The sequence below is a fragment of the Stenotrophomonas lacuserhaii genome (assembly GCF_014836545.1).
GTDB lineage: Bacteria > Pseudomonadota > Gammaproteobacteria > Xanthomonadales > Xanthomonadaceae > Stenotrophomonas > Stenotrophomonas lacuserhaii.
In genome coordinates this window covers 16,778-34,984 of the sequence record NZ_JACSQS010000017.1, presented here as the reverse complement: position 1 = coordinate 34,984, position 18,207 = coordinate 16,778, and the positions used below count along the sequence as shown (strand labels likewise).

Below are 18,207 nucleotides of genomic sequence, written 5' to 3'. Positions count from 1 at the left end.
CGGCCCGGGGACTTCTTCTTCGTTGCCAGCGCAGGCTTACTTGCCCGGGTTGTTGTTGCGCGATGCATTCTTCTGTTCCTGTGCCGCGGCGGCGCGTGATTCTGCAATGCCGACCGCGCGTGCGTCGGCGGCCTTCTCGTCTTTTTCCAGCTGCAGCGGCTGCTGCTCGCCTTCCGGGGTCAGCCAGCCGCCACTGAAACCAGCGCGCTCCAGCCCCTTGCGGATGTGCGGGTTCTTCTTCATCACCTCCCACACGAAATCATTGCGGTAGTTGGCGATCATGGTCAGGATCGGGCCCTGGTCGATGCCGATGTAGTCACTCGCCACCCAGCCGCGATCAGGCACCATGCGCCCGGTCTTGATCGGGATGTCGTAGTTGAAACTCGGGTTGAACGAATCCAGGAAGCCGTAGCTGGAATAGATGTAATCACCGAAGCGCTTGTGCATCTCCTGCGTCGCCGGGATCACTTCTTCCGGGGCGAACACGATGGAGGAAATGGCCGCGGTCGGGGCGATGGTGCCGTCGTCGAAATTCTCGCGAAGGCCGGCGCCGCGCGAAGAGTAATGGCGGAACTGGCGCTGCTCGCCACGGTATTCCTGGGTGGTGTTCTGCGGCCCGTCGCTGGCGGTCAGGCCCCAGACGTTCTGGCCGTATTCCTTCCAGTTCATCGGGTTGCTGATCGCATACTCGCGCTGGGCCAGCGCAGCCGAACGGCTGTTGAGGAAATACGTGCTGCCGCGTTCGCGCATGTAGGCGTCCTGGATATCGCGGAAGTCGATCCAGACATGGCTGTACTGATGGCCGAACAGCGGGCCGAAGGACAGGTATTCCTGGCCCTGGTAGACGCCCCAGTCGTTGTCGTAGGTACGCGTCCATACCGTCCAGGCATCCGGGCTGACCGGATGAGTCGGCGAACCGAGCGCCAGGATGTAGACGATCATCGCCTCGTTGTAGCCCATCCAGTCGTGTTCGATGGTGCCGCTTTCCGGGAACCAGCCCATCGAGATCAGCGGCGAACGCTCCTGCAGCCACGGCCAGTCCACGCGCTTGTACAGGGTTTCGGCGATGTCCCGGATTTCCTTCTCGCGCGAATCGCCGCCGTCATAGTACGACTGCGCGAACAGCACGCCCATCATCAGCAGCGCGGTATCCACCGAAGACAGTTCCACCCAGCTGTCGTAGCGGTGGCCTTCCTGCATGTCCAGGAAGTGGTAATAGAAGCCCTTGTAACCGCCCTTGCCGGTGCGCTGCGGGCCCATCGGCACATCGCGCAGGAAACGCAGCGTGGTCAGGGTGCGATCCACCGCCTGGTTGCGGCTGACCCACCCGTTCTCGATGCCGATCGGATAAGCGGTCAGCGCAAAGCCGACCGAGGCGATGCTGGCAAACGGCCGCGAGGGATAGCGGTCCGGGGTCAGTCCGTTGATCTCATTGCTGGTGTCCCAGAAAAACTGGAAGGTGCGGCGTTCGATGTCGTCGAACAGCGGCGGCAGATCCGGCTTCATCGGACGCGGCGGCAGGTCGGCTTCGACCAGGATCACCTGCGGGGCCGGCTTGGCCGGCTCGGGCGCGGCCTGCGGCTTGCAGCCGGCGGCGGCCAAGGTGATCGCGGCGATGGTCAACAGGTGGCTAACCCGCATCGGCCCCTTCCTTTTGTGCTGTTCAAGAATGGAGAGCATAACGTCCAATGACCTGAAATCGTTTACAAACGCGTCTCGAAAAAAAACCACCGTAGTGGTTCGACGCCGACGGTCATTGCCCAGCCCACTGCCCCCTCCAGGGCAGTGGGCTGGGCAATGGACGGGTCCGAAGACCCGCCATTGCTTCCCACGGTACCGCCCGGAGGCGGTACCGCGTCGTGCATCAGGCGTTCCGGATCAGAACCGGAAGCCGACCTCCGCCTTCACCTGGCGCGGCGTACCGATGATTTCGCCGGTCTCGTTGTAGCTGGCCAGCAGCTTGCCATCGGGCTTGGTGTAGTTGTAGGTGGAGAAGTTGTCGAAGTTGAACACGTTGATGATGTCGATGCGAGCGTACAGCTCGGTGTCGTGCGCCATCTTGAACGTCTTCGTCGCCTGCAGATCGACCGAACGGTAGCCGAAGATCTTGCCACCCAGCAGGAACTTGCCGTTGCCGTTGGGCACTGCGGCTCCCGGCGTCGGCAGGTTGTAACCGCTGGCCTGCAGCACGTTGTACCAGTCGTTCACCGCGGTCGGCGTGGCCAGGGTGACCTTGCCGCCGAAGGTGATGCCCCAGAAGCCCGCATACGAACCGGTGACCACCAGGCGGTGGCGCGGTGCGCCGTTGGAGCGGATGGTCGGGTAATCCTCGATCAGGCCGCGGTCGAAGGCGTACTTCTCGTTGATGTCGCGGTTGTGGCGCGCGGTGGTCCAGGTGTAGGCGACCGAGGTGCCCCAGCCGCTTTCCTTGGTGAACGGCTTCTGCGCCGACAGCAGGACCTGGGTCGCACGGGTCTTGATGCCCTGCTGGCCGATGATCAGGCTGCCGAAGCCCGGCACGTTGCAGCTCCAGGCCTGGCTCAGGCCCGGCGCGGAACCGCCGCACAGCTGCGGGTCATCGAAGAACTGGCCGGTCGGGTAGCGGTTGCCCAGGGTGAAGGCGAAGCCGTCATAGCTCAGGGTGCGGGCGATGGTGGCATCGGTCAGCCATTCACCGACCTGGTTGCTCATGCCCAGGCTGAACTGATCGGAGTACGGGGCCTTGAGGTTGTTGTTCAGCAGGTCCACTTCCAGACCGGCATTGCTGGTCGAACCGACCAGCGTCTGCAGGTTGCCGATGCCGTTGAGCAGGTTCGGGTTCCAGTCATAGCAGGCGGCCTGGCCGTTGATGCAGCTGCCGGTGGCCGGGTTGCGGAAGTAGATGGTCGGCTGCGGCAGGGCCAGCTTGGTGGTTTCCAGCTGCAGGTTGTCGAACAGGTCGCGATCGTAGGAACGGCCCGCACCACCGTGGATCACGTGCTGCTCGTCGGCGTTGATGTCATACGAGAAGCCCAGGCGCGGCTGCCAGGCATCCTTGAACGCCTTGCGGTTCTTGCCGGTGCTGATGTAATCGCTGATGTCCAGCCCGCCCAGCGCCAGCGAATCGGCGTAGGTCTGGCCAGCGGCAGCGCGCGGATCCTGCGAGTAGATGGCGTCGACCACTTCCCGCGGCGTCACGAAGTCCAGGTAGGACGGGGTCTTTTCGTAGTCCCAACGCAGGCCGAGGTTGAGCTGCAGGTGGTCGTTGACCTGCCAGTCGTCCTGGATGAACAGGCCGATCTGCTTGGACTTGGAGCGCACTTCGCCGGACACGCCCGACACGCCGGTCACCGGCTTGACGAACTGCGCCTTGTACGGAATGGAATCGGGGAAGTCCGCATCGCCCAGGCTGTAGGTGAAGGTCGGGTTGATCTGCGCCGCATCGGATGCGTACAGGTCGATTTCCTTGTACTTCACGCCCATCTTGACGGTGTGGTCGCCGGCCCACTGCAGGCCGTCCAGCGTCAGGTTGTCTTCGATCGACCAGCCCTTCTGGCCCTTCACCTGCGAATCCAGTGCCGAGGCGCCACCGACCTTCACCACGGTGCGGTCTTCGGTGCCGTCCGGTGCGGTGTAGGTGATGCCGTTGGCCAGGGTCAGCGGGGTCGGGTTGTTGAACGAATCTTCGTGGGTGAGCAGCACTTCGTTGTAGTAACGCTCGCCGCTGTGGTTCCAGCGCAGGGCGTAACGACGGTCGGTGTTGACCACTTCACGGCCCGCTTCCGGTGCGGTCTGGCCGCTGAACTGCTGCTGGGTCTCGTCGCGGTCCTGGAAGGTCAGCTCGATGCGATCGTTGTCGGTCGGCTCGAAGTCGATCTTGGCGAAGATCAGGTCCTGCTCGAACGGCTGGCTGGCCGGGCCGAGGCCGGCGGCGGCATCGGCCGGCAGCAGGCTGGCCGCACCGCCGACCGCGCCGTCCGGTGCGATGGTGACCGGCAGGTCGAAGCGCTTGGCTTCGTAGGTCACGAAGAAGTGCGCCTTGTCCTGGATGATCGGACCGCCGAGCGCGAAGCCGTATTCCTTCTCGGCCGAGGCCATCTTGTCCTGGCCGGCCTGGCGCTCGGCCGGGGTCTTGGCACGCATGTCTTCGTTGGTGTAACGGTAGAAGGTTTCACCCTTGAACTCGTTGGTACCGGACTTGGTCGCCGCAGTCACCGCGGCGCTGGAGACCTGGCCGTACTCGGCCTTGTAGTTGCCGCTGATGACCTTGTATTCGCCGATCGCCAGCTGCGGGAACGGGTTGCCGGCGCTGCCGGACTGGCCGGCCACGCCGCCGCCCTTGACGTAGCTCTTCTGGCCCACGCCGTCGATGTACACGTTGGTGCCGTCGGCGTTGGTCGCACCGCCGCGCAGCGAGGTGTTGCCCTTGGCGTCACGGGTGAAGATCAGGCCCGGCACGGCATCGGCGAACTCCAGGAAGTTGCGCGACACCTGCGGCGTGGTCTGGATCTGCTGCAGGCTGACGGTCTTGCCAACTTCCGACGTACGCACTTCCTGCAGCAGGGTCGGAGCGACGACAGTGACGGTGTCCAGGTTCTTGGCATCGCCGGCAGCGGCCGGGGCGGCGGCTTCACCGGAGAAGTTCAGCGTGGCGGCCGAAGCCACGGTCACAGTGACCTTCTGGGTCTGGCCATTGGCCACCACGTTGTAGGTGCCCGGGTCGAGGCCCTGCAGCGAATAGCTGCCATCGGCGCGCACGGTGGAACGTCGCACCGAACCGGTGGCGACGTTGGTGGCGACCACTTCGCTGCCGGCCTGGGCCGAAGCGACGTTGCCGCGCAGGCTCGCGTTGGCCGACTGGGCCATCACGTCCGGTGCTGCAGCGATGGCCAGGCAGCTGACCAGGGCGCACGTCAACAGACGGCGAGCCGGCATCCGACGATGGTGATTGAACTGCGTCATGAAAATCTCCGGGGGTGGTGGCGACCGCGATGGCCGCCCCTTTCATGTCAAACAAAAAATGGAATCGCCTCTGGCTTCAACGGCCGGATGGCGTGTGGGTTTGGGTCCTGCGGGCAACACTCTTGCTTGAATCACGCACGATCAGCTTCGGCACAAGCGTCTGCTTGTCACCCGCGCCTTCCGTGCTTTTTGAATCCATCAACTGCATCAGGCGCGTCATCGCCATGTCACCGAGTTCGGCGATACTCACCTGCATCGTCGTCAACGACGGGTGAACGAAACGGGCCAGCGGAATGTCATCGAAACCGGCCAGGGCCACGTCATCGGGAACCTTCAGTCCGGCCTGGGCAAACGCATACAGACAGCCCAGCGCCATCATGTCGTTGGCCGCGAATACCGCATCGGGCAGCGTTCCAGCTGCCAGCAACTCCTGACCGGCGCGATGGCCGGAAGCTTCGTCGAAATCGCCGGGCAGCTCGATGCCCTGCGCATCGCTGCCAAAGGCAGCCAGCGCATCGCGGAAGCCCCGCAGGCGTTCGCGCGCATCGTAGTTGGAGTCCGGGCCTGAAATGAAGGCAATGCGGCGGTGGCCGACGTCGAGCAGGTGGCGGGTCATCGCCACCGCACCGGCGTGGTCATCGATGCTCAACACAGGATGGTCCTGGTCGGGCAGATAGGTATTGATCAGTACCGTGGGCAGCGACTGCGGCAGGTTGTCGGTCAGGAAACCCGGGCTTTCCGCATACGGGGACAGCACCAGCAGGCCGTCGACGCGGCCGCGCATGGCCCGCAGGGCAGCGCCCTGCTGTTCCTGGTCACCGTGGTAACTGGACACCAGCAGGTGCTGGCGGCGGATGCGGGCGATCTGGTCGATGCCGCGCATCAGTTCGGAGAAGAACTCGCCATACAGATCAGGCAGCACCACCCCGACGGTATTGGTGCGCCGGCTGCTCAGGCTGCGGGCGGCGGCGTGCGGGGTGTAGCGCAGGCGCGCAGCCACCTCCAGCACCAGCTGGCGAACCGGCTCGGCGACATTTTCGTGTCCATTGAGCGCGCGCGAAACCGTGGCCACGGAGACCTTGGCTTCCCGCGCAACATCCTTGATGGTGATCGCTGCCTTGTTCACAAAGTCGCCCTCCACGACTCCAGCCTTACGGCTTGGCGCGGAATGTAAGCGTTTCCAATGTCCGATGTAAACACTTCGTTAGTCCTATAGGTCGTGGGGCGTCCGCCCGCTGTCCGTGGCGGGACGTCCCCGGGACGTCACAGGACAGGAGGGGACACCGGGTCAGCCAGCCTCGGCCGGGGTCTGTGCCTGGATCGACAGCGCATGGATATCGGTCTGCATCATGTCGCCAAGTGCGGCGTAAATGGCGCGATGTCGGGCCAACTGACCCAAACCGGCGAACGCCTCGCTGACCACCCTGACGTTGAAATGGCCGCGCCCGTCGCGCGCCCCCGCATGCCCGGCATGACGGTGGCTGTCGTCTTCTATCTGCAACTGCACGGGGGCCAGCGAATGCTGCAGCGCATCACGAATTCGTTCGATCCGCTCCGCATTGCTCACGGCAGCACCTTGCGGAACGGACGCACCTCGGTGCGCACGTAGACACCGGCCGCCACGTACGGGTCGGCATCGGCCCACTCGCGGGCGGCGGCCAGCGAATCGAACCCGGCGATCACCACGCTGCCGCTGAAACCCGCCGGACCCGGATCCTCGCTGTCGATCGCCGGGCACGGTCCGGCCAGCAGCAACCTGCCCTGCTCCTGCAGCGCCTGCAGCCGTGCCAGGTGGGTCGGGCGGGCCGCGATCCGGGCCGCGAGCACGTCCTGGCCGTCATAGCCTTCAATTACGTACCACATCGATTGTCTCCTGTTGTCCTGCGGGAACTGGCGCTGATTCTAGCGGCTGCCCGGGCCTGCGCTGCGCCTGACTGGACACCGGCACTGCAAAGCCGTAACCTGTTTGCATTGCACGTGACTGGACGCAGCGTCCCGTCGGTCCCATGGCCCCGCAGGCCACCGATGATCGAACCGCTGCCCCCGACCAGACCGCGTAGACGACCTCCCCGTAGTTTCGTCGCTGCCGCCAGTGCGGTGCGTCCTGCTTTATTGATGTGTGGAATCGCGCCGATTCCGGCGTGTCCTGGTTTCCGCCATGGCCTGTCAGGCAGTTGCCTGAAGGGAATGGCCGGTGCCGCGACCGGTCCGTTGCAATCCTGATGTCCTTTGATGACCTCTGAAACCGCGCTAGACGCGACCCCGTCAATCCGGCCGCCCACCCCACAGCAGCAGGAGATGCCGCTGGCCGTGGTGCATGGACAACCGGTCCTGCAGATCCCGCAGGACCTGTACATCCCACCGGATGCACTGGAAGTCATCCTCGACGCCTTCGAGGGACCGCTGGACCTGTTGCTGTACCTGATCCGCCGCCAGAACCTGGATGTCCTGGACATTCCCGTCGCCGAGATCACCCGGCAGTACGTGGAATACATCACGGTGATGCGCGAACTGCGTTTCGAGCTCGCCGCCGAATACCTGGTGATGGCCGCGATCCTGGCCGAAGTGAAGTCGCGGATGCTGCTGCCGCGGCCGGTCAGCGAGGACGGTGATGAAGCCGATCCTCGCGCCGAACTGGTCCGCCGGCTGCAGGAGTACGAACGTTTCAAGCAGGCCGCCGAGGATATCGACAGCCTGCCCCGGCAGGACCGCGACACCACCGTGGTGCATGCCTTCGTCCCCGACCGCGCGGCGATCCGCCTGCCGCCGCCGGTGGAACTGAAGGAAATGCTGGTGGCCCTGCACGACGTGCTCAAGCGCGCCGAGCTGTTCACCGGGCACGCGATCAAGCGCGAGGCCCTGAGTGTCCGCCAGCGCATGGGCGACCTGCTGGGCCGCATGGAAGAAGGCGTGTTCTACCGTTTCGAATCGCTGTTCACCGCCGAAGAAGGAAAGCTCGGCGTACTGGTCACCTTCCTGGCAATGCTGGAACTGGCCAAGGAACAGCTGCTGGATATCGTGCAGGAAGCCCCGCTGGCGGCGATCTACGTCAAGTCGCTGGCGGCGGGAAACACCAATGAGCCGCTGTCTTTCAGCAGCGAATTCGATGACAACGACGCAGCCAACCCGACCGAGTGAGCGCGAATTGCCGATGGATCAACCGCTGATCAACCGAATCGTCGAAGGCGCACTGCTGGCATCGCCGCAGCCGCTGACCCTGGTGCAGCTCAAGGAGCTGTTCCCGGAAGACGAGCCGGCGCCGGCAGGCAGCGTGGAACGCGCGTTGGAAACCCTGCGCGAGGCCTGCAGCGAGCGTGGCGTGGAACTGGTGGAGGTGGCCTCCGGCTTCCGTTACCAGGTCACAGCCGAAGTGCATGGGCATATCAGCCGGCTGTGGACCGAGCGCAAGACGCGCTACACCCGCGCCACGCTGGAAACCCTGGCGCTGATCGCCTACCGGCAGCCGATCACCCGTGGCGAGATCGAACAGGTACGTGGCGTGGCGGTGAGCAGCAACATCATCCAGGCCCTGGAAGAACGTGAGTGGATCCGGGTGATCGGCCACCGCGACGTGCCCGGCAGGCCGGCACTGTTCGGCACCACCAAGGGTTTCCTGGATTATTTCGGCCTCAAGCGTCTGGATGAACTGCCGCCGCTGTCCGAGCTGAAAGACCTGGCTGAACTGGAACCGCAGCTGCCGCTGGGTCCGGATGGCCAGCCCGATGCGCCGCAGCCCGCCGCGGCCGCCAGCCCGGACGCAGCAGCCAATGATGACGATGCCCCGGCCGCCGGTGGCACCGATGAAGCAGGCATCCCGGCCGCCGCAGGCGCCGATGCCGCACCCCGATCCCCTGCCGCGCCCGTCGCGGTAGACCCTGATGAGCAAGCACCTTCGCCCAGCGACAACGGGCACCCCGACACCGCGCCGGGCACGCGCGCGGCGCCAGTGAACGAGAGCGAAGACAACGCCGTCGCGAAGACGACCGTGGCTGTTGACCTAGCCGATTCCGAACCAGAGGCCGACGACCAAACGCCGGCCGGAGCCAAAGTTAATGAGTGATACCCCCCGCAAGCTGTCGTTGAACAAGCTGTCGCTGAAGCGCGAAGCCACCTCCGAACAGTTCAAGCTGGAAGAACGCCTGCACAAGGTGCTGGCACAGGCCGGGCTCGGTTCGCGCCGGGCGCTGGAGCAGCGCATCGCCGAGGGCCTGGTCAAGGTCAACGGTGAAGTCGCGCAGACCGGCATGTCGGTGCGCAGCGGCGACCGCATCGAGCTGGACGGCCGTGGCTTCGTCGCCACCGCCCTGGCCGAACCCTCGCGCGTACTGGTCTACAACAAGCCGGAAGGCGAAGTGACCACCCGCGAAGATCCCGAAGGCCGCCCGACCGTGTTCGAGTCGCTGCCGGCGCTGAAGGGCGCGCGCTGGATCGCCGTCGGCCGCCTGGACATCAACACCACCGGCCTGCTGCTGGCCACCACCGACGGTGAACTCGCCAACGCGATGATGCACCCGTCCTTCGAAGTCGAACGCGAATACGTGGTGCGCGTGCGCGCCCCGGAAGGCCAGGAAAAGGTCGACGACAACACCATCCTGCGCCTGCAGCGTGGCGTCGCGCTGGAAGACGGCCCGGCCAAGTTCGATGAAGTCGAGCGCATTGGCGGCACCGATTCGCATGACTGGTTCCGCGTGGTGGTGAAGGAAGGCCGCAACCGCGAAGTCCGTCGCCTGTGGGAATCGCAGGGCTGCCAGGTCAGCCGCCTGAAGCGTACCCGCTACGGCACCGTCACCCTGCCGCGCGAACTCACCCGTGGCCATTCGGTGGAACTGCCGACCGCCCAGGTCGAAGCGCTGCGCGCCAAGTTGAACCTGGAAGAAGGCGCACCGTCCGCGCTGACCCTGCAGCCGGTGATCGGCCAGCGTCGCGCGGCCAAGACCACCGTGCGCATGGGCCGCGATGGCGGCCGTGGCACGGCCTATGTCAACGGCCACAACACCGCCGATGAAGGCCGCGAGCTGCGTCGCTTCGACAACGTCCGCGAAGAGCGCGGCCGCGGTCGCGGTGGCAAGGGCGGCGGCGGTTTCAAGGGTGGCCTGACGGTCAGCGGTGAAGCCGCGGCCAAGCAGTCGCAGCGTCCGTTCAAGGCACGCCCGCAGAAGAATGACCGTGGCCTGCCGGAAGGCAATCCGGCGGCGTTCCGCAGCTGGTACGTACCGGACGGCGTCAGCACCGGTCCGAGTGGTCATCGCAACGCCGGTCCCGGCGCCGCGCGCGGCCCGGGCGCACGTGGCCCCGGCGGCCCCGGCGCACGTGGTCCGGGTGGTCCGGGCGCTCGCGGCCCCGGCGCACGCGGTCCCGGCCAGGGCGGCGGTTACGGCCAGGGCCAGGGTGAAGGCGGCCGTGGCGGTTACGCCAAGCCGAAGTCGCCGGGCGCCGGTGGCAACCGCGGTGGCCAGGGCCAGGGCGGCCAGGGCAACAAGCATCCGTATGGTCATCCGGGCAACGCACCGTCGTTCCCGTCCGACCACGCCAACCCGGGCTTCAGCCCGTACGGCAGCACCCCGCGTCCGGCCAACGGCAATCGCGGCCCGGGCGGCAACCGTTCGGCCGGTGGCCCAGGCGGCAATCGCGGTCCGGGTGGTCCCGGTGGCAACCGCGGTCCGGGTGGTCCCGGTGGCAATCGGGGTCCGGGCGGCCCGGGTGGCAACCGCGGTCGCGGTGGCCCGCGCGGCGGCTGATCCCGGCCCCTGATGCAACAAAAAAACCCGGCTTCGGCCGGGTTTTTTGTTGGATGGGGTGACGACTTAGATTGCTGGTGGGTGACGACCGTTGGTCGTCACGCTTTTCCGTAGTGACGACCAAGGTCGTCACCTACACCTCCCCGCTCAGCGCCGTTCGATGGTGAACGCCGTACCGTCGATCCCCAGGTCCCAGCCCTTGCCGGTACCGGCCAACGCCAGCGAGATATCGCCCTTGGTCATCGCCGCCGCGCCACTTGAGCGGATCGCGCCGGCATGTGCACTTACTGCTGCATACGTGCCGAACAGGTCATTGGCCGAGTACGCGCCGCTGAAACGCCCGGTCCCGCCGACGATCTTCGATTTGCCCACGGTCAGGCCGCCGCCCTTCACCTTCAGCTTGACCGCCATCGACGCGCCGTTGTCGCAGGTGATCGTCCCATTGCCGGAGGCAGTCTTGTAGAAGACCGACCAGCCGGACAGGTCATAGCGCAGGTTGCATTCGATGTTGCCGGCCGCCTGCGCAGCCGGAGCGACAAGCGCCGACGCCAACAGCACAGCCATCAGGGAAACAGTGTTCTTCATCGTGGGGATACTCCGGATTGCGTGATGCGCCGAATCTAGCAGCGCGCGGCCCCGTCAGGACAGAGCCGGCCGCGCCAGTCCGCAGCGCGGTTCAGCCTGCGCGCGACGGCGGGTCCAGCTCAAAACGGTCTGCGTCCAGCATCGCCGGGAAGCGCGCACGATGGGCGGCCAACGCCTGTGCCGACAGCGTGGTGGTCACCACCTGCTCTACCTCGCGCACCTCAACCTGCGGCTGCCCCAGGTAATCAATGACCGCGCTGTCACCGGCGTAGTGCAGGTCGTTGCCGTCCACGCCCACCCGGTTCACCGCCGCCACGAAACACAGGTTTTCGATCGCGCGTGCGCGCAGCAGCGTCTTCCACGCATACGCCCGTGCAGAGGGCCAGTTGGCGACGAATAGCTGCAGGTCGAAATCCAGCTGCCCTGCCCGCTCCACGTCGAAACGGTTGCGGCAGAACACCGGGAAACGCAGGTCGTAGCAGACCTGCGGATTGATCCGCCAGCCCTTCCACTCCACGCTCAGGCGCTCGCGCCCGGCGGCATAGCGTTCGTGCTCGCCCCCATAACGGAACAGGTGGCGCTTGTCGTACTGCTGCAGAACACCATCCGGAGTGGCGAACAGCAGCCGGTTGTAGACCGCATCGCCTTCGCGCAGTTGCACGCTGCCGGTGACCGCCGCGCCCAGTTTCACGGCCTGCTCGACGATCCATGCCACGGTCGGGCCGTGCATGTCTTCGGCCTGGCTGATCGCCGCGTTGGAAAAACCACTGGTGAAGGTTTCCGGCAGCACCACCAGGTCGGTCGTGCCGACCAGCGGCGCCAGCAGCGCGGCGTAATGCGCGCGGTTGCCTTCCGGATCGTGCCAGCGCGTATCGCCCTGCACCAGGCTGATGCGCAGATCCTGCGCGGCGGCGCTCACAGCTGCTTCAACCGTTCAATAGCCGCATCCAGCGTGGCCTCGTTCTTGGCAAAACACAGCCGCACGATGCGCTGGCCGGCCGGCGGCGTCTCGTAGAACGGCGACAGCGGGATCGCCGCCACGCCCTTTTCGATGGTCAGCCACTTCACGAATTCATGGTCCGGCAGGTCGCTGATGGCCGAGTAATCAACCAGCTGGAAGTACCCGCCGGGCACCGCCAGCGGCACCAGCCGGGTCTGCGCAAGCTGCTCGCCGAAGCGGTCGCGCTTGGCTTGGTAGAACGCCCCCAGTTCCAGGTGGTGCTGCGGCTCTTCACGGATCATCGCCGCGAAACCATACTGCGCCGGCCCGAAACTGGTGAAGGTGTTGTACTGGTGGACCTTGCGGAATTCCGCGCTCAGCGCTGGCGGCGCGATCGCATAGCCGATCTTCCAGCCGGTGCAGTGGTAGGTCTTGCCGAAGCTGGAAATCACGAACGCGCGTGCGCGCAGTTCCGGGTGGCGCAGCGCTGATTCGTGGCGACGGCCGTCGTAGATGATGTGTTCGTACACCTCATCGGAGATCAGGTAGATGTCCGTGCCACGCAGCAGGTCGGCCAGCGCCTGCAGGTCGGCCTCGTCCAGCATCGCACCGGACGGATTGTGCGGGGTGTTGACCATCAGCATACGGGTGCGCGGAGTGATCGCCGCGCGCACGCGGTCCCAGTCCACCGCGAAGGTCTGCGGGTCCAATGGAACATGCACCGCACGTGCGCCGGCCAGGTCGATCGCCGGTTCATAGCAGTCATACGCCGGGTCGAGCACGATCACTTCCTCGCCGGCACGCACCACGGCGTGGATGGCGTTGAAGATCGCTTCGGTGGCACCGCTGGTAACGGTGATTTCGGTATCCGGGTCCACCTGCGCGCCGTACAGGTCCAGCGATTTCTGCGCGATGGCCTGGCGCAGCGGCGCCACCCCGGTCATCGGCGGGTACTGGTTGAGTCCTTCGGCCATCGCGCGGGTGGTCGCATCGATCAGGCGCTGCGGCGCGCTGAAATCGGGGAAGCCCTGGCCGAGGTTGACCGCGCCGTGTTCGGCGGCCAGCTGGGACATCACGGTGAAGATGGTGGTGCCCACCTTGGGCAGCTTGGTCTGCGGTTGCATCGGCCTGTGCGGGGAGCGGAAGACAGGCGTGAAGTGTACTGCGGGGGGTGAAGCGTGACGACCAACGGCCGTCACCCACCGGGTGCTGGGGTCGCCGCCCATTACGTGCTGGGGTCGTCACCCACCGGCAGCTGCCTGCGCGCTCCGCAAGCCGGCGCGGGCGGCTAGAATCAGGGCCCGTCCGCCGTGCAGAGATCGTGTCCCTTGAATACCCCTGCGCTGCTGGCCGCACATGGTCTTTGCTTCTCACGAGATGACGATCGCGTGTTCGGGCCGCTCGAGTTCCATGTCGATACCGGCGAAGCGCTGCTGGTGCAGGGTGACAACGGTGCCGGCAAGACCACCCTGCTGCGCGTGCTGGCAGGCCTGCTGCGGCCGTCAGCCGGCCGCGTGGAGATCGATGGCCGCGCCGCCAGCACCGCCGAGCGCGCGCGCTTCGTCGCCTACCTGGGTCACCTGCCTGCCATGAAACCGGACCTGGACGCGCTGCAGAACCTGCATTTCCTGTGCGGGCTGCATGGCCGTCGCGCGCGCCAGATGCCCGGCAATGCGCTGGCCGTGGTCGGGCTGGCCGGCCACGAGGACACCCTGGTGCGGCATCTTTCGGCGGGACAGAAGCGCCGCCTGGCGCTGGCGCGGATGTGGTTGTCGCCGGCACCGCTGTGGCTGCTGGACGAACCCTATGCCAACCTCGACCTGGAGGGCATCAACCTGGTCAACCGCATGATTTCAGCGCACCTGCGCGGCGGTGGCGCGGCGCTGGTCACCACCCACGGCGCGTATGCCGCCCCGCCAGTGCGCACGCGGCAGTTGCAGTTGGCGCTGCCGCAGGCAGCCGCATGATCGCGCCCGGTACCGAACCCGGCCTGTGGCAGACCGCACGTGCGCTGGCCACGCGCGACCTGCGACTGGTCTGGCGCCGCCGTGGCGATGCGCTGCAACCGATGCTGTTCGCGTTGCTGGTGGTGGTGCTGTTCGCACTGGCGTCCGGCCGCGATCCGCAGCAGCTGGCCGCCAACGCGGTTGCGGTGCTGTGGCTGGCGGTGCTGCTGGCCGGGCAACTGGCGCTGGATTCGCTGTTCCGTTCCGACGCCGAAGACGGCTCGCTGGAACAATGGCTGCTGGCGCCGGTGCCGCTGGCCTGGCTGGTGCTGGTGCGCGTGCTGATGCACTGGCTGACGACGGCCCTGCCGCTGATCGTGCTCAGCCCCCTGCTGGCGGAAATGCTGCATCTGCCACATGACCAACTGCCGATGTTGCTGGCATCGTTGCTGCTGGGCACGCCACTGTTGAGCCTGATCGGCGGCATGGTGGCGGCACTGACGGTCGGCATCCGGCGCTCTGGTATCCTCGTGGCGTTGCTGTCGTTGCCGCTGTACGTGCCGGTGCTGGTGTTCGGCGCAGGCAGTGTCGCCGCTGCTGCACGCGACCAGGATCCGTATGGCGCGCTGCTGATGCTCGCCGCCGGGCTGGTGGTGGCACTGGTGCTGGCGCCACTGGCCACCGCTGCCGCCATCCGCATTTCCTTGAGCTGAGCCACACCGACCAACCGGGATAGCCGCTACCGCATGCAACCGATCGTCCGCTGGTTCCACCAACTCGGCTCACCGCCCACCTTCGACCGTTTCGCCCGTCGCTGGTCCCGTGTCTTCCACCTCGCTGCGCTGCCGGTGCTGGCCTTCGGGCTGTGGCAGGCGTTGTTCGTGGTGCCGGCCGACTACCAGCAGGGCGACAGTTTCCGCATCCTGTTCGTGCACGTGCCCAGCGCGTGGATGAGCCTGTTCGTGTTCGCACTGATGGCGCTTTACGCAGCCATCGCAATGGTGTGGAAGATCAAGATCTGCGAGGTGCTGGCGATGGCGTGCGCACCCATCGGCGCAGGCTTCACCCTCGTCACCCTGCTCACCGGCAGCATCTGGGGCCGGCCGATGTGGGGCACATGGTGGGACTGGGACCCGCGCCTGACCACCGAACTGATCCTGCTGTTCCTGTACTTCGGGGTGATCGGGCTGTACATGGCGATCGAGGACCGGCGCAATGCCGCGCGCGCGGCGGGCCTGCTGGCCATCGTTGGGGTCGCGTTGCTGCCGGTCATCCGCTATTCGGTGGACTGGTGGGGCAGCCTGCACCAGGGCCAGACCATCCGCCTGTTCGGGCCGACCACGCTGGATGCCAGCATGCAGCTGCCGCTGTGGCTGATGGTGATCGGCACCAAGTTGTGGTTCGTCGGCTCACTGCTGGCCAAGGCGCGCGCGGACAACCTGCAGCGCGAAGCCGGCAAGGACTGGGTGCAGCGCCAGCTGCAGGGGGAAGCATGAATTACCTGGGCTACGTGGTCGCCGCCTACGCCGTGTTCGTCGGGCTGCTGGCCGTCGACGCGATCGGCTCGCACCTGCGCCTGCGCCGCGCACGGCAGGATGCCCGCCAGCGCCAGCAGCGGCAGCAGGCTCGGCGCTCGGCCAGCACCGGTAACGGCGCGCCGCTGGAGCTGGAGCGATGAACCCGCAGCGCCGGCGTCGACTGCTGTGGGTGCTGCTGCTGGTGGCCGCTTCCGGCCTGGCCACCGCGCTGGTGGCGATGGCCCTGCAGCGCAACGTGGCCTACCTGTACACCCCGGCCGAAGTGCTGCGTGGTGATGCCGGTAGCGCCGAACGCTTCCGCCTGGGCGGCATGGTCGCCAAGGGCTCGCTGAAACGTGAGCCCGGGTCGCTGGTGGCGCTGTTCACCGTGACCGATGGCGATGCCGAGCTCACCGTTCGCAGCGACCAGATCCTGCCCGACCTGTTCCGCGAAGGCCAGGCGGTAGTGGTGACCGGGCGCCTGCAGGGTGATCGCTTCATCGCCGAAGAAGTGCTGGCCAAGCACGATGAAAGCTACATGCCGAAGGAACTGGCCGACAAGATGGGCAAGGCGCACGTCAAACACGATGTGCCCGTGCCTGCACCCGAGGTGCGCTGAGTGCTGCCCGAACTGGGACAGATCCTGCTGCTGCTGGCATTGTTGGCCGCGTTGCTGCAGGCCAGCCTGCCGCTGATCGGTGCGCAGCGCGGCATCGCCAGCTGGATGCAGGTCGCACGACCGGCGGCGCTGGCGCAGCTGCTGTTGGTGGCGGCCGCCTTCGCGGTGCTGACCGCTGGCTTCGTGCAGCAGGATTTCTCGGTGCGCTACGTCGCCGAAAACTCCAATACGCTGCTGCCGATGGTGTATCGCTGGTCAGCGGTGTGGGGCGCGCACGAAGGCTCGCTGCTGCTGTGGGCGCTGGTGTTGGCCGCGTGGACCGGCGCGGTGGCGCTGGGCTCGCGCGCGCTGCCCGCTACCGTGCAGGCGCGCGTGCTGGCGGTGATGGGCCTGGTCAGCATCGGCTTCCTGGCGTTCCTGATCTTCACCTCCAATCCGTTCGCGCGCCTGATCCCCGCGCCGTTGGAAGGCCGTGATCTCAATCCCCTGCTGCAGGACCCGGGACTGATCATCCACCCGCCGATGCTGTACCTGGGCTACGTCGGCTTCTCGGTGCCGTTCGCCTTCGCGGTCGCCGCGCTGCTGGATGGCCGGGTCGATACGCGCTGGGTGCGCTGGACACGGCCGTGGACCAACGTGGCCTGGGCCTTCCTCACCCTGGGCATCGCGCTGGGCAGCTGGTGGGCCTACTACGAACTGGGCTGGGGCGGCTGGTGGTTCTGGGATCCGGTGGAAAATGCGAGCTTCATGCCATGGTTGGCCGGCGCCGCGCTGATCCACTCGCAGGCAGTCACCGAAAAGCGCGGCACCTTCGCCAGCTGGACCCTGCTGCTGGCGATCGCCGCCTTCGCGCTGTCCCTGCTTGGCACCTTCCTGGTGCGTTCGGGCGTGCTGACCAGCGTGCATTCCTTTGCTGCCGATCCCTCGCGCGGCATGTTCATCCTGCTGTTCCTGGCGATCCTGGTCGGCGGCGCACTGTTGCTGTTCGCGCTGCGCGCCGGCAGCCTGGGCGTGGACAGCAGCGATCCGCGCCGCGGCTTCACCGCCACCTCGCGCGAGACCCTGCTGCTGGCCAACAACCTGCTGCTGGCCAGTGCCTGTGCGATGGTGCTGCTGGGCACCCTGTATCCGTTGCTGGCCGATGCGATGGGGCTGGGCAAGATCTCCGTCGGGCCGCCCTACTTCGGCAGCCTGTTCCTGCTGCTGATGGCGCCGCTGGTGCTGCTGCTGCCGTTCGGCCCGCTGGTCAACTGGCAACGCGACCAGCCCTCGCGCGCGCTGGCGCTGCTGTTGCCGTGGCTGGTGCTGGCGGTGCTGCTGGCCGCGTTGGCCTGGTGGCGGGCACCGCAGAACGGCTGGAAGGTCGGCTTGGGCGTCGGCGCGGCCGCCTGGGTCGGATTGGGTACGGCACGTTTCATCTGGCAGCGGCTGCGCGGCAATGGGCGCTTCACCGCGGAAATGACCGGCATGCTGCTGGGCCATGTGGGCATGGCGGTATTCCTGGCCGGCGCGCTGCTGGTGGAAGCGCTGAACGTGCAGCGCGAAGTCGCCCTGTCACCCGGGCAGGCCGTGGTGGTGGGCCGCCATGAAATCCGCTTCGAAGGCGTCGACCATCGCGAGGGCCCGAACTTCAGCGCCGACCGCGGCCACCTGCGGGTGTTCGGCGATGGCCGCGAACGCGCCCTGCTGCATCCGGAAAAACGCCTGTATGCCAGCGGTGGCCAGGTGATGACCGAAGCCGGCATCGATGCGCGCCTTTCCGGCGATGTCTACGTGGCAATGGGCGAGCCACTGGGCAACAATGCATGGGCCGTACGCGTGCATATCAAGCCATTCGTGCGCTGGATCTGGCTCGGGGCGCTGCTGATGGCGCTCGGTGGCCTGGTCGCTGCCGTTGATCGTCGTTTCCGCCGTCCGTAGG

General features: G+C 66.5%; 17 protein-coding genes. 9 read left to right on the top strand and 8 right to left on the bottom strand.

What is annotated here, in order from left to right; genetic code table 11:
- Nucleotides 1-36: 36 nt before the first annotated feature.
- The 5 genes from H9654_RS14365 to H9654_RS14345 all read right to left on the bottom strand — a co-directional run bounded on the left by H9654_RS14365 (nucleotide 37) and on the right by H9654_RS14345 (nucleotide 6,804).
- Nucleotides 37-1,641, bottom strand: coding sequence for a glucoamylase family protein (locus tag H9654_RS14365; protein WP_191771470.1), 1,605 nt, complete (start codon nucleotides 1,639-1,641; stop codon nucleotides 37-39).
- Nucleotides 1,642-1,878: 237 nt separating this feature from the next.
- On the bottom strand, nucleotides 1,879-4,941 hold the full coding sequence (locus H9654_RS14360; RefSeq protein WP_191771468.1) for a TonB-dependent receptor: 3,063 nt from the start codon (nucleotides 4,939-4,941) through the stop codon (nucleotides 1,879-1,881).
- Between the two features lie 76 nt (nucleotides 4,942-5,017).
- The gene (locus H9654_RS14355; protein ID WP_042615189.1) at nucleotides 5,018-6,082 is read right to left on the bottom strand and encodes a LacI family DNA-binding transcriptional regulator; all 1,065 of its coding nucleotides are present in this window, start codon (nucleotides 6,080-6,082) and stop codon (nucleotides 5,018-5,020) included.
- Between the two features lie 147 nt (nucleotides 6,083-6,229).
- On the bottom strand, nucleotides 6,230-6,508 hold the full coding sequence (locus H9654_RS14350; RefSeq protein WP_318241147.1) for a BolA family protein: 279 nt from the start codon (nucleotides 6,506-6,508) through the stop codon (nucleotides 6,230-6,232).
- Nucleotides 6,505-6,804 carry a YciI family protein gene (locus tag H9654_RS14345; protein WP_042615191.1) on the bottom strand — a complete coding sequence of 100 codons (300 nt, stop codon included), beginning with the start codon at nucleotides 6,802-6,804 and terminating at the stop codon, nucleotides 6,505-6,507. Before H9654_RS14345 ends, H9654_RS14350 begins: the two co-directional genes overlap by 4 nt.
- 369 nt (nucleotides 6,805-7,173) lie before the next feature.
- Between H9654_RS14345 and H9654_RS14340 the strand changes: the two genes are divergently transcribed.
- From H9654_RS14340 to H9654_RS14330, 3 genes are read left to right on the top strand one after another with little or no spacing between them, the layout of a single operon-like run.
- A complete protein-coding gene (locus H9654_RS14340; protein WP_042615192.1) occupies nucleotides 7,174-8,079 on the top strand; it encodes a segregation and condensation protein A in 906 nt (301 codons plus the stop codon).
- Nucleotides 8,080-8,092: 13 nt separating this feature from the next.
- Entirely contained in the window at nucleotides 8,093-9,001 is a 909-nt protein-coding gene (scpB, locus tag H9654_RS14335; RefSeq protein WP_191771466.1) for an SMC-Scp complex subunit ScpB, read from the top strand.
- Nucleotides 8,994-10,679: a pseudouridine synthase gene (locus H9654_RS14330; protein WP_191771464.1), complete on the top strand. Its 1,686-nt coding sequence runs from the start codon at nucleotides 8,994-8,996 to the stop codon at nucleotides 10,677-10,679. Before scpB ends, H9654_RS14330 begins: the two co-directional genes overlap by 8 nt.
- A gap of 147 nt (nucleotides 10,680-10,826) precedes the next feature.
- Here H9654_RS14330 and H9654_RS14325 read toward each other — a convergent pair whose 3' ends face one another.
- The 3 genes from H9654_RS14325 to H9654_RS14315 form a co-directional block, all read right to left on the bottom strand.
- Complete coding sequence (locus tag H9654_RS14325) at nucleotides 10,827-11,264, bottom strand: hypothetical protein (protein ID WP_191771461.1); 438 nt, start codon at nucleotides 11,262-11,264, stop codon at nucleotides 10,827-10,829.
- Between the two features lie 91 nt (nucleotides 11,265-11,355).
- Nucleotides 11,356-12,183, bottom strand: a complete 828-nt coding sequence (locus tag H9654_RS14320) for an amidohydrolase (protein WP_191771460.1) — start codon at nucleotides 12,181-12,183, stop codon at nucleotides 11,356-11,358.
- Nucleotides 12,180-13,328 carry a pyridoxal phosphate-dependent aminotransferase gene (locus H9654_RS14315; RefSeq protein ID WP_191771458.1) on the bottom strand — a complete coding sequence of 383 codons (1,149 nt, stop codon included), beginning with the start codon at nucleotides 13,326-13,328 and terminating at the stop codon, nucleotides 12,180-12,182. The genes H9654_RS14320 and H9654_RS14315 overlap by 4 nt, the downstream gene beginning before the upstream one ends.
- Nucleotides 13,329-13,532: 204 nt before the next feature.
- On the opposite strand from H9654_RS14315, the gene ccmA reads away from it, so the two are divergent.
- Genes ccmA through H9654_RS14285 form a run of 6 tightly spaced genes read left to right on the top strand, consistent with a single transcriptional unit; the run spans nucleotide 13,533 to nucleotide 18,206 of the window.
- Nucleotides 13,533-14,171 carry a heme ABC exporter ATP-binding protein CcmA gene (gene ccmA / locus H9654_RS14310; RefSeq protein ID WP_191771456.1) on the top strand — a complete coding sequence of 213 codons (639 nt, stop codon included), beginning with the start codon at nucleotides 13,533-13,535 and terminating at the stop codon, nucleotides 14,169-14,171.
- Nucleotides 14,168-14,863 (top strand): heme exporter protein CcmB, encoded by a 696-nt coding sequence (ccmB, locus tag H9654_RS14305; RefSeq protein ID WP_191771454.1) that lies wholly within the window; start codon nucleotides 14,168-14,170, stop codon nucleotides 14,861-14,863. Before ccmA ends, ccmB begins: the two co-directional genes overlap by 4 nt.
- Nucleotides 14,864-14,896: 33 nt before the next feature.
- Nucleotides 14,897-15,646, top strand: a complete 750-nt coding sequence (locus H9654_RS14300; RefSeq protein ID WP_191771451.1) for a heme ABC transporter permease — start codon at nucleotides 14,897-14,899, stop codon at nucleotides 15,644-15,646.
- On the top strand, nucleotides 15,643-15,828 hold the full coding sequence (gene ccmD / locus H9654_RS14295; protein ID WP_191771449.1) for a heme exporter protein CcmD: 186 nt from the start codon (nucleotides 15,643-15,645) through the stop codon (nucleotides 15,826-15,828). Before H9654_RS14300 ends, ccmD begins: the two co-directional genes overlap by 4 nt.
- Complete coding sequence (ccmE, locus tag H9654_RS14290) at nucleotides 15,825-16,286, top strand: cytochrome c maturation protein CcmE (protein WP_191771447.1); 462 nt, start codon at nucleotides 15,825-15,827, stop codon at nucleotides 16,284-16,286. The genes ccmD and ccmE overlap by 4 nt, the downstream gene beginning before the upstream one ends.
- A complete protein-coding gene (locus H9654_RS14285; RefSeq protein WP_191771445.1) occupies nucleotides 16,287-18,206 on the top strand; it encodes a heme lyase CcmF/NrfE family subunit in 1,920 nt (639 codons plus the stop codon). It begins immediately after the preceding gene.
- Nucleotide 18,207: the final 1 nt, after the last annotated feature.

What these genes read in the sequence shown, in the direction of transcription:
- H9654_RS14325 (WP_191771461.1), bottom strand. Translation starts at nt 11,264, where the DNA reads ATGAAGAACACTGTTTCCCTGATGGCTGTGCTGTTGGCGTCGGCGCTT.
- H9654_RS14330 (WP_191771464.1), top strand. Translation starts at nt 8,994, where the DNA reads ATGAGTGATACCCCCCGCAAGCTGTCGTTGAACAAGCTGTCGCTGAAG.
- ccmD (WP_191771449.1), top strand. Translation starts at nt 15,643, where the DNA reads ATGAATTACCTGGGCTACGTGGTCGCCGCCTACGCCGTGTTCGTCGGG.
- H9654_RS14300 (WP_191771451.1), top strand. Translation starts at nt 14,897, where the DNA reads ATGCAACCGATCGTCCGCTGGTTCCACCAACTCGGCTCACCGCCCACC.
- ccmE (WP_191771447.1), top strand. Translation starts at nt 15,825, where the DNA reads ATGAACCCGCAGCGCCGGCGTCGACTGCTGTGGGTGCTGCTGCTGGTG.
- H9654_RS14365 (WP_191771470.1), bottom strand. Translation starts at nt 1,641, where the DNA reads ATGCGGGTTAGCCACCTGTTGACCATCGCCGCGATCACCTTGGCCGCC.
- scpB (WP_191771466.1), top strand. Translation starts at nt 8,093, where the DNA reads ATGGATCAACCGCTGATCAACCGAATCGTCGAAGGCGCACTGCTGGCA.
- H9654_RS14345 (WP_042615191.1), bottom strand. Translation starts at nt 6,804, where the DNA reads ATGTGGTACGTAATTGAAGGCTATGACGGCCAGGACGTGCTCGCGGCC.
- ccmB (WP_191771454.1), top strand. Translation starts at nt 14,168, where the DNA reads ATGATCGCGCCCGGTACCGAACCCGGCCTGTGGCAGACCGCACGTGCG.
- H9654_RS14340 (WP_042615192.1), top strand. Translation starts at nt 7,174, where the DNA reads ATGACCTCTGAAACCGCGCTAGACGCGACCCCGTCAATCCGGCCGCCC.
- H9654_RS14315 (WP_191771458.1), bottom strand. Translation starts at nt 13,328, where the DNA reads ATGCAACCGCAGACCAAGCTGCCCAAGGTGGGCACCACCATCTTCACC.
- H9654_RS14360 (WP_191771468.1), bottom strand. Translation starts at nt 4,941, where the DNA reads ATGACGCAGTTCAATCACCATCGTCGGATGCCGGCTCGCCGTCTGTTG.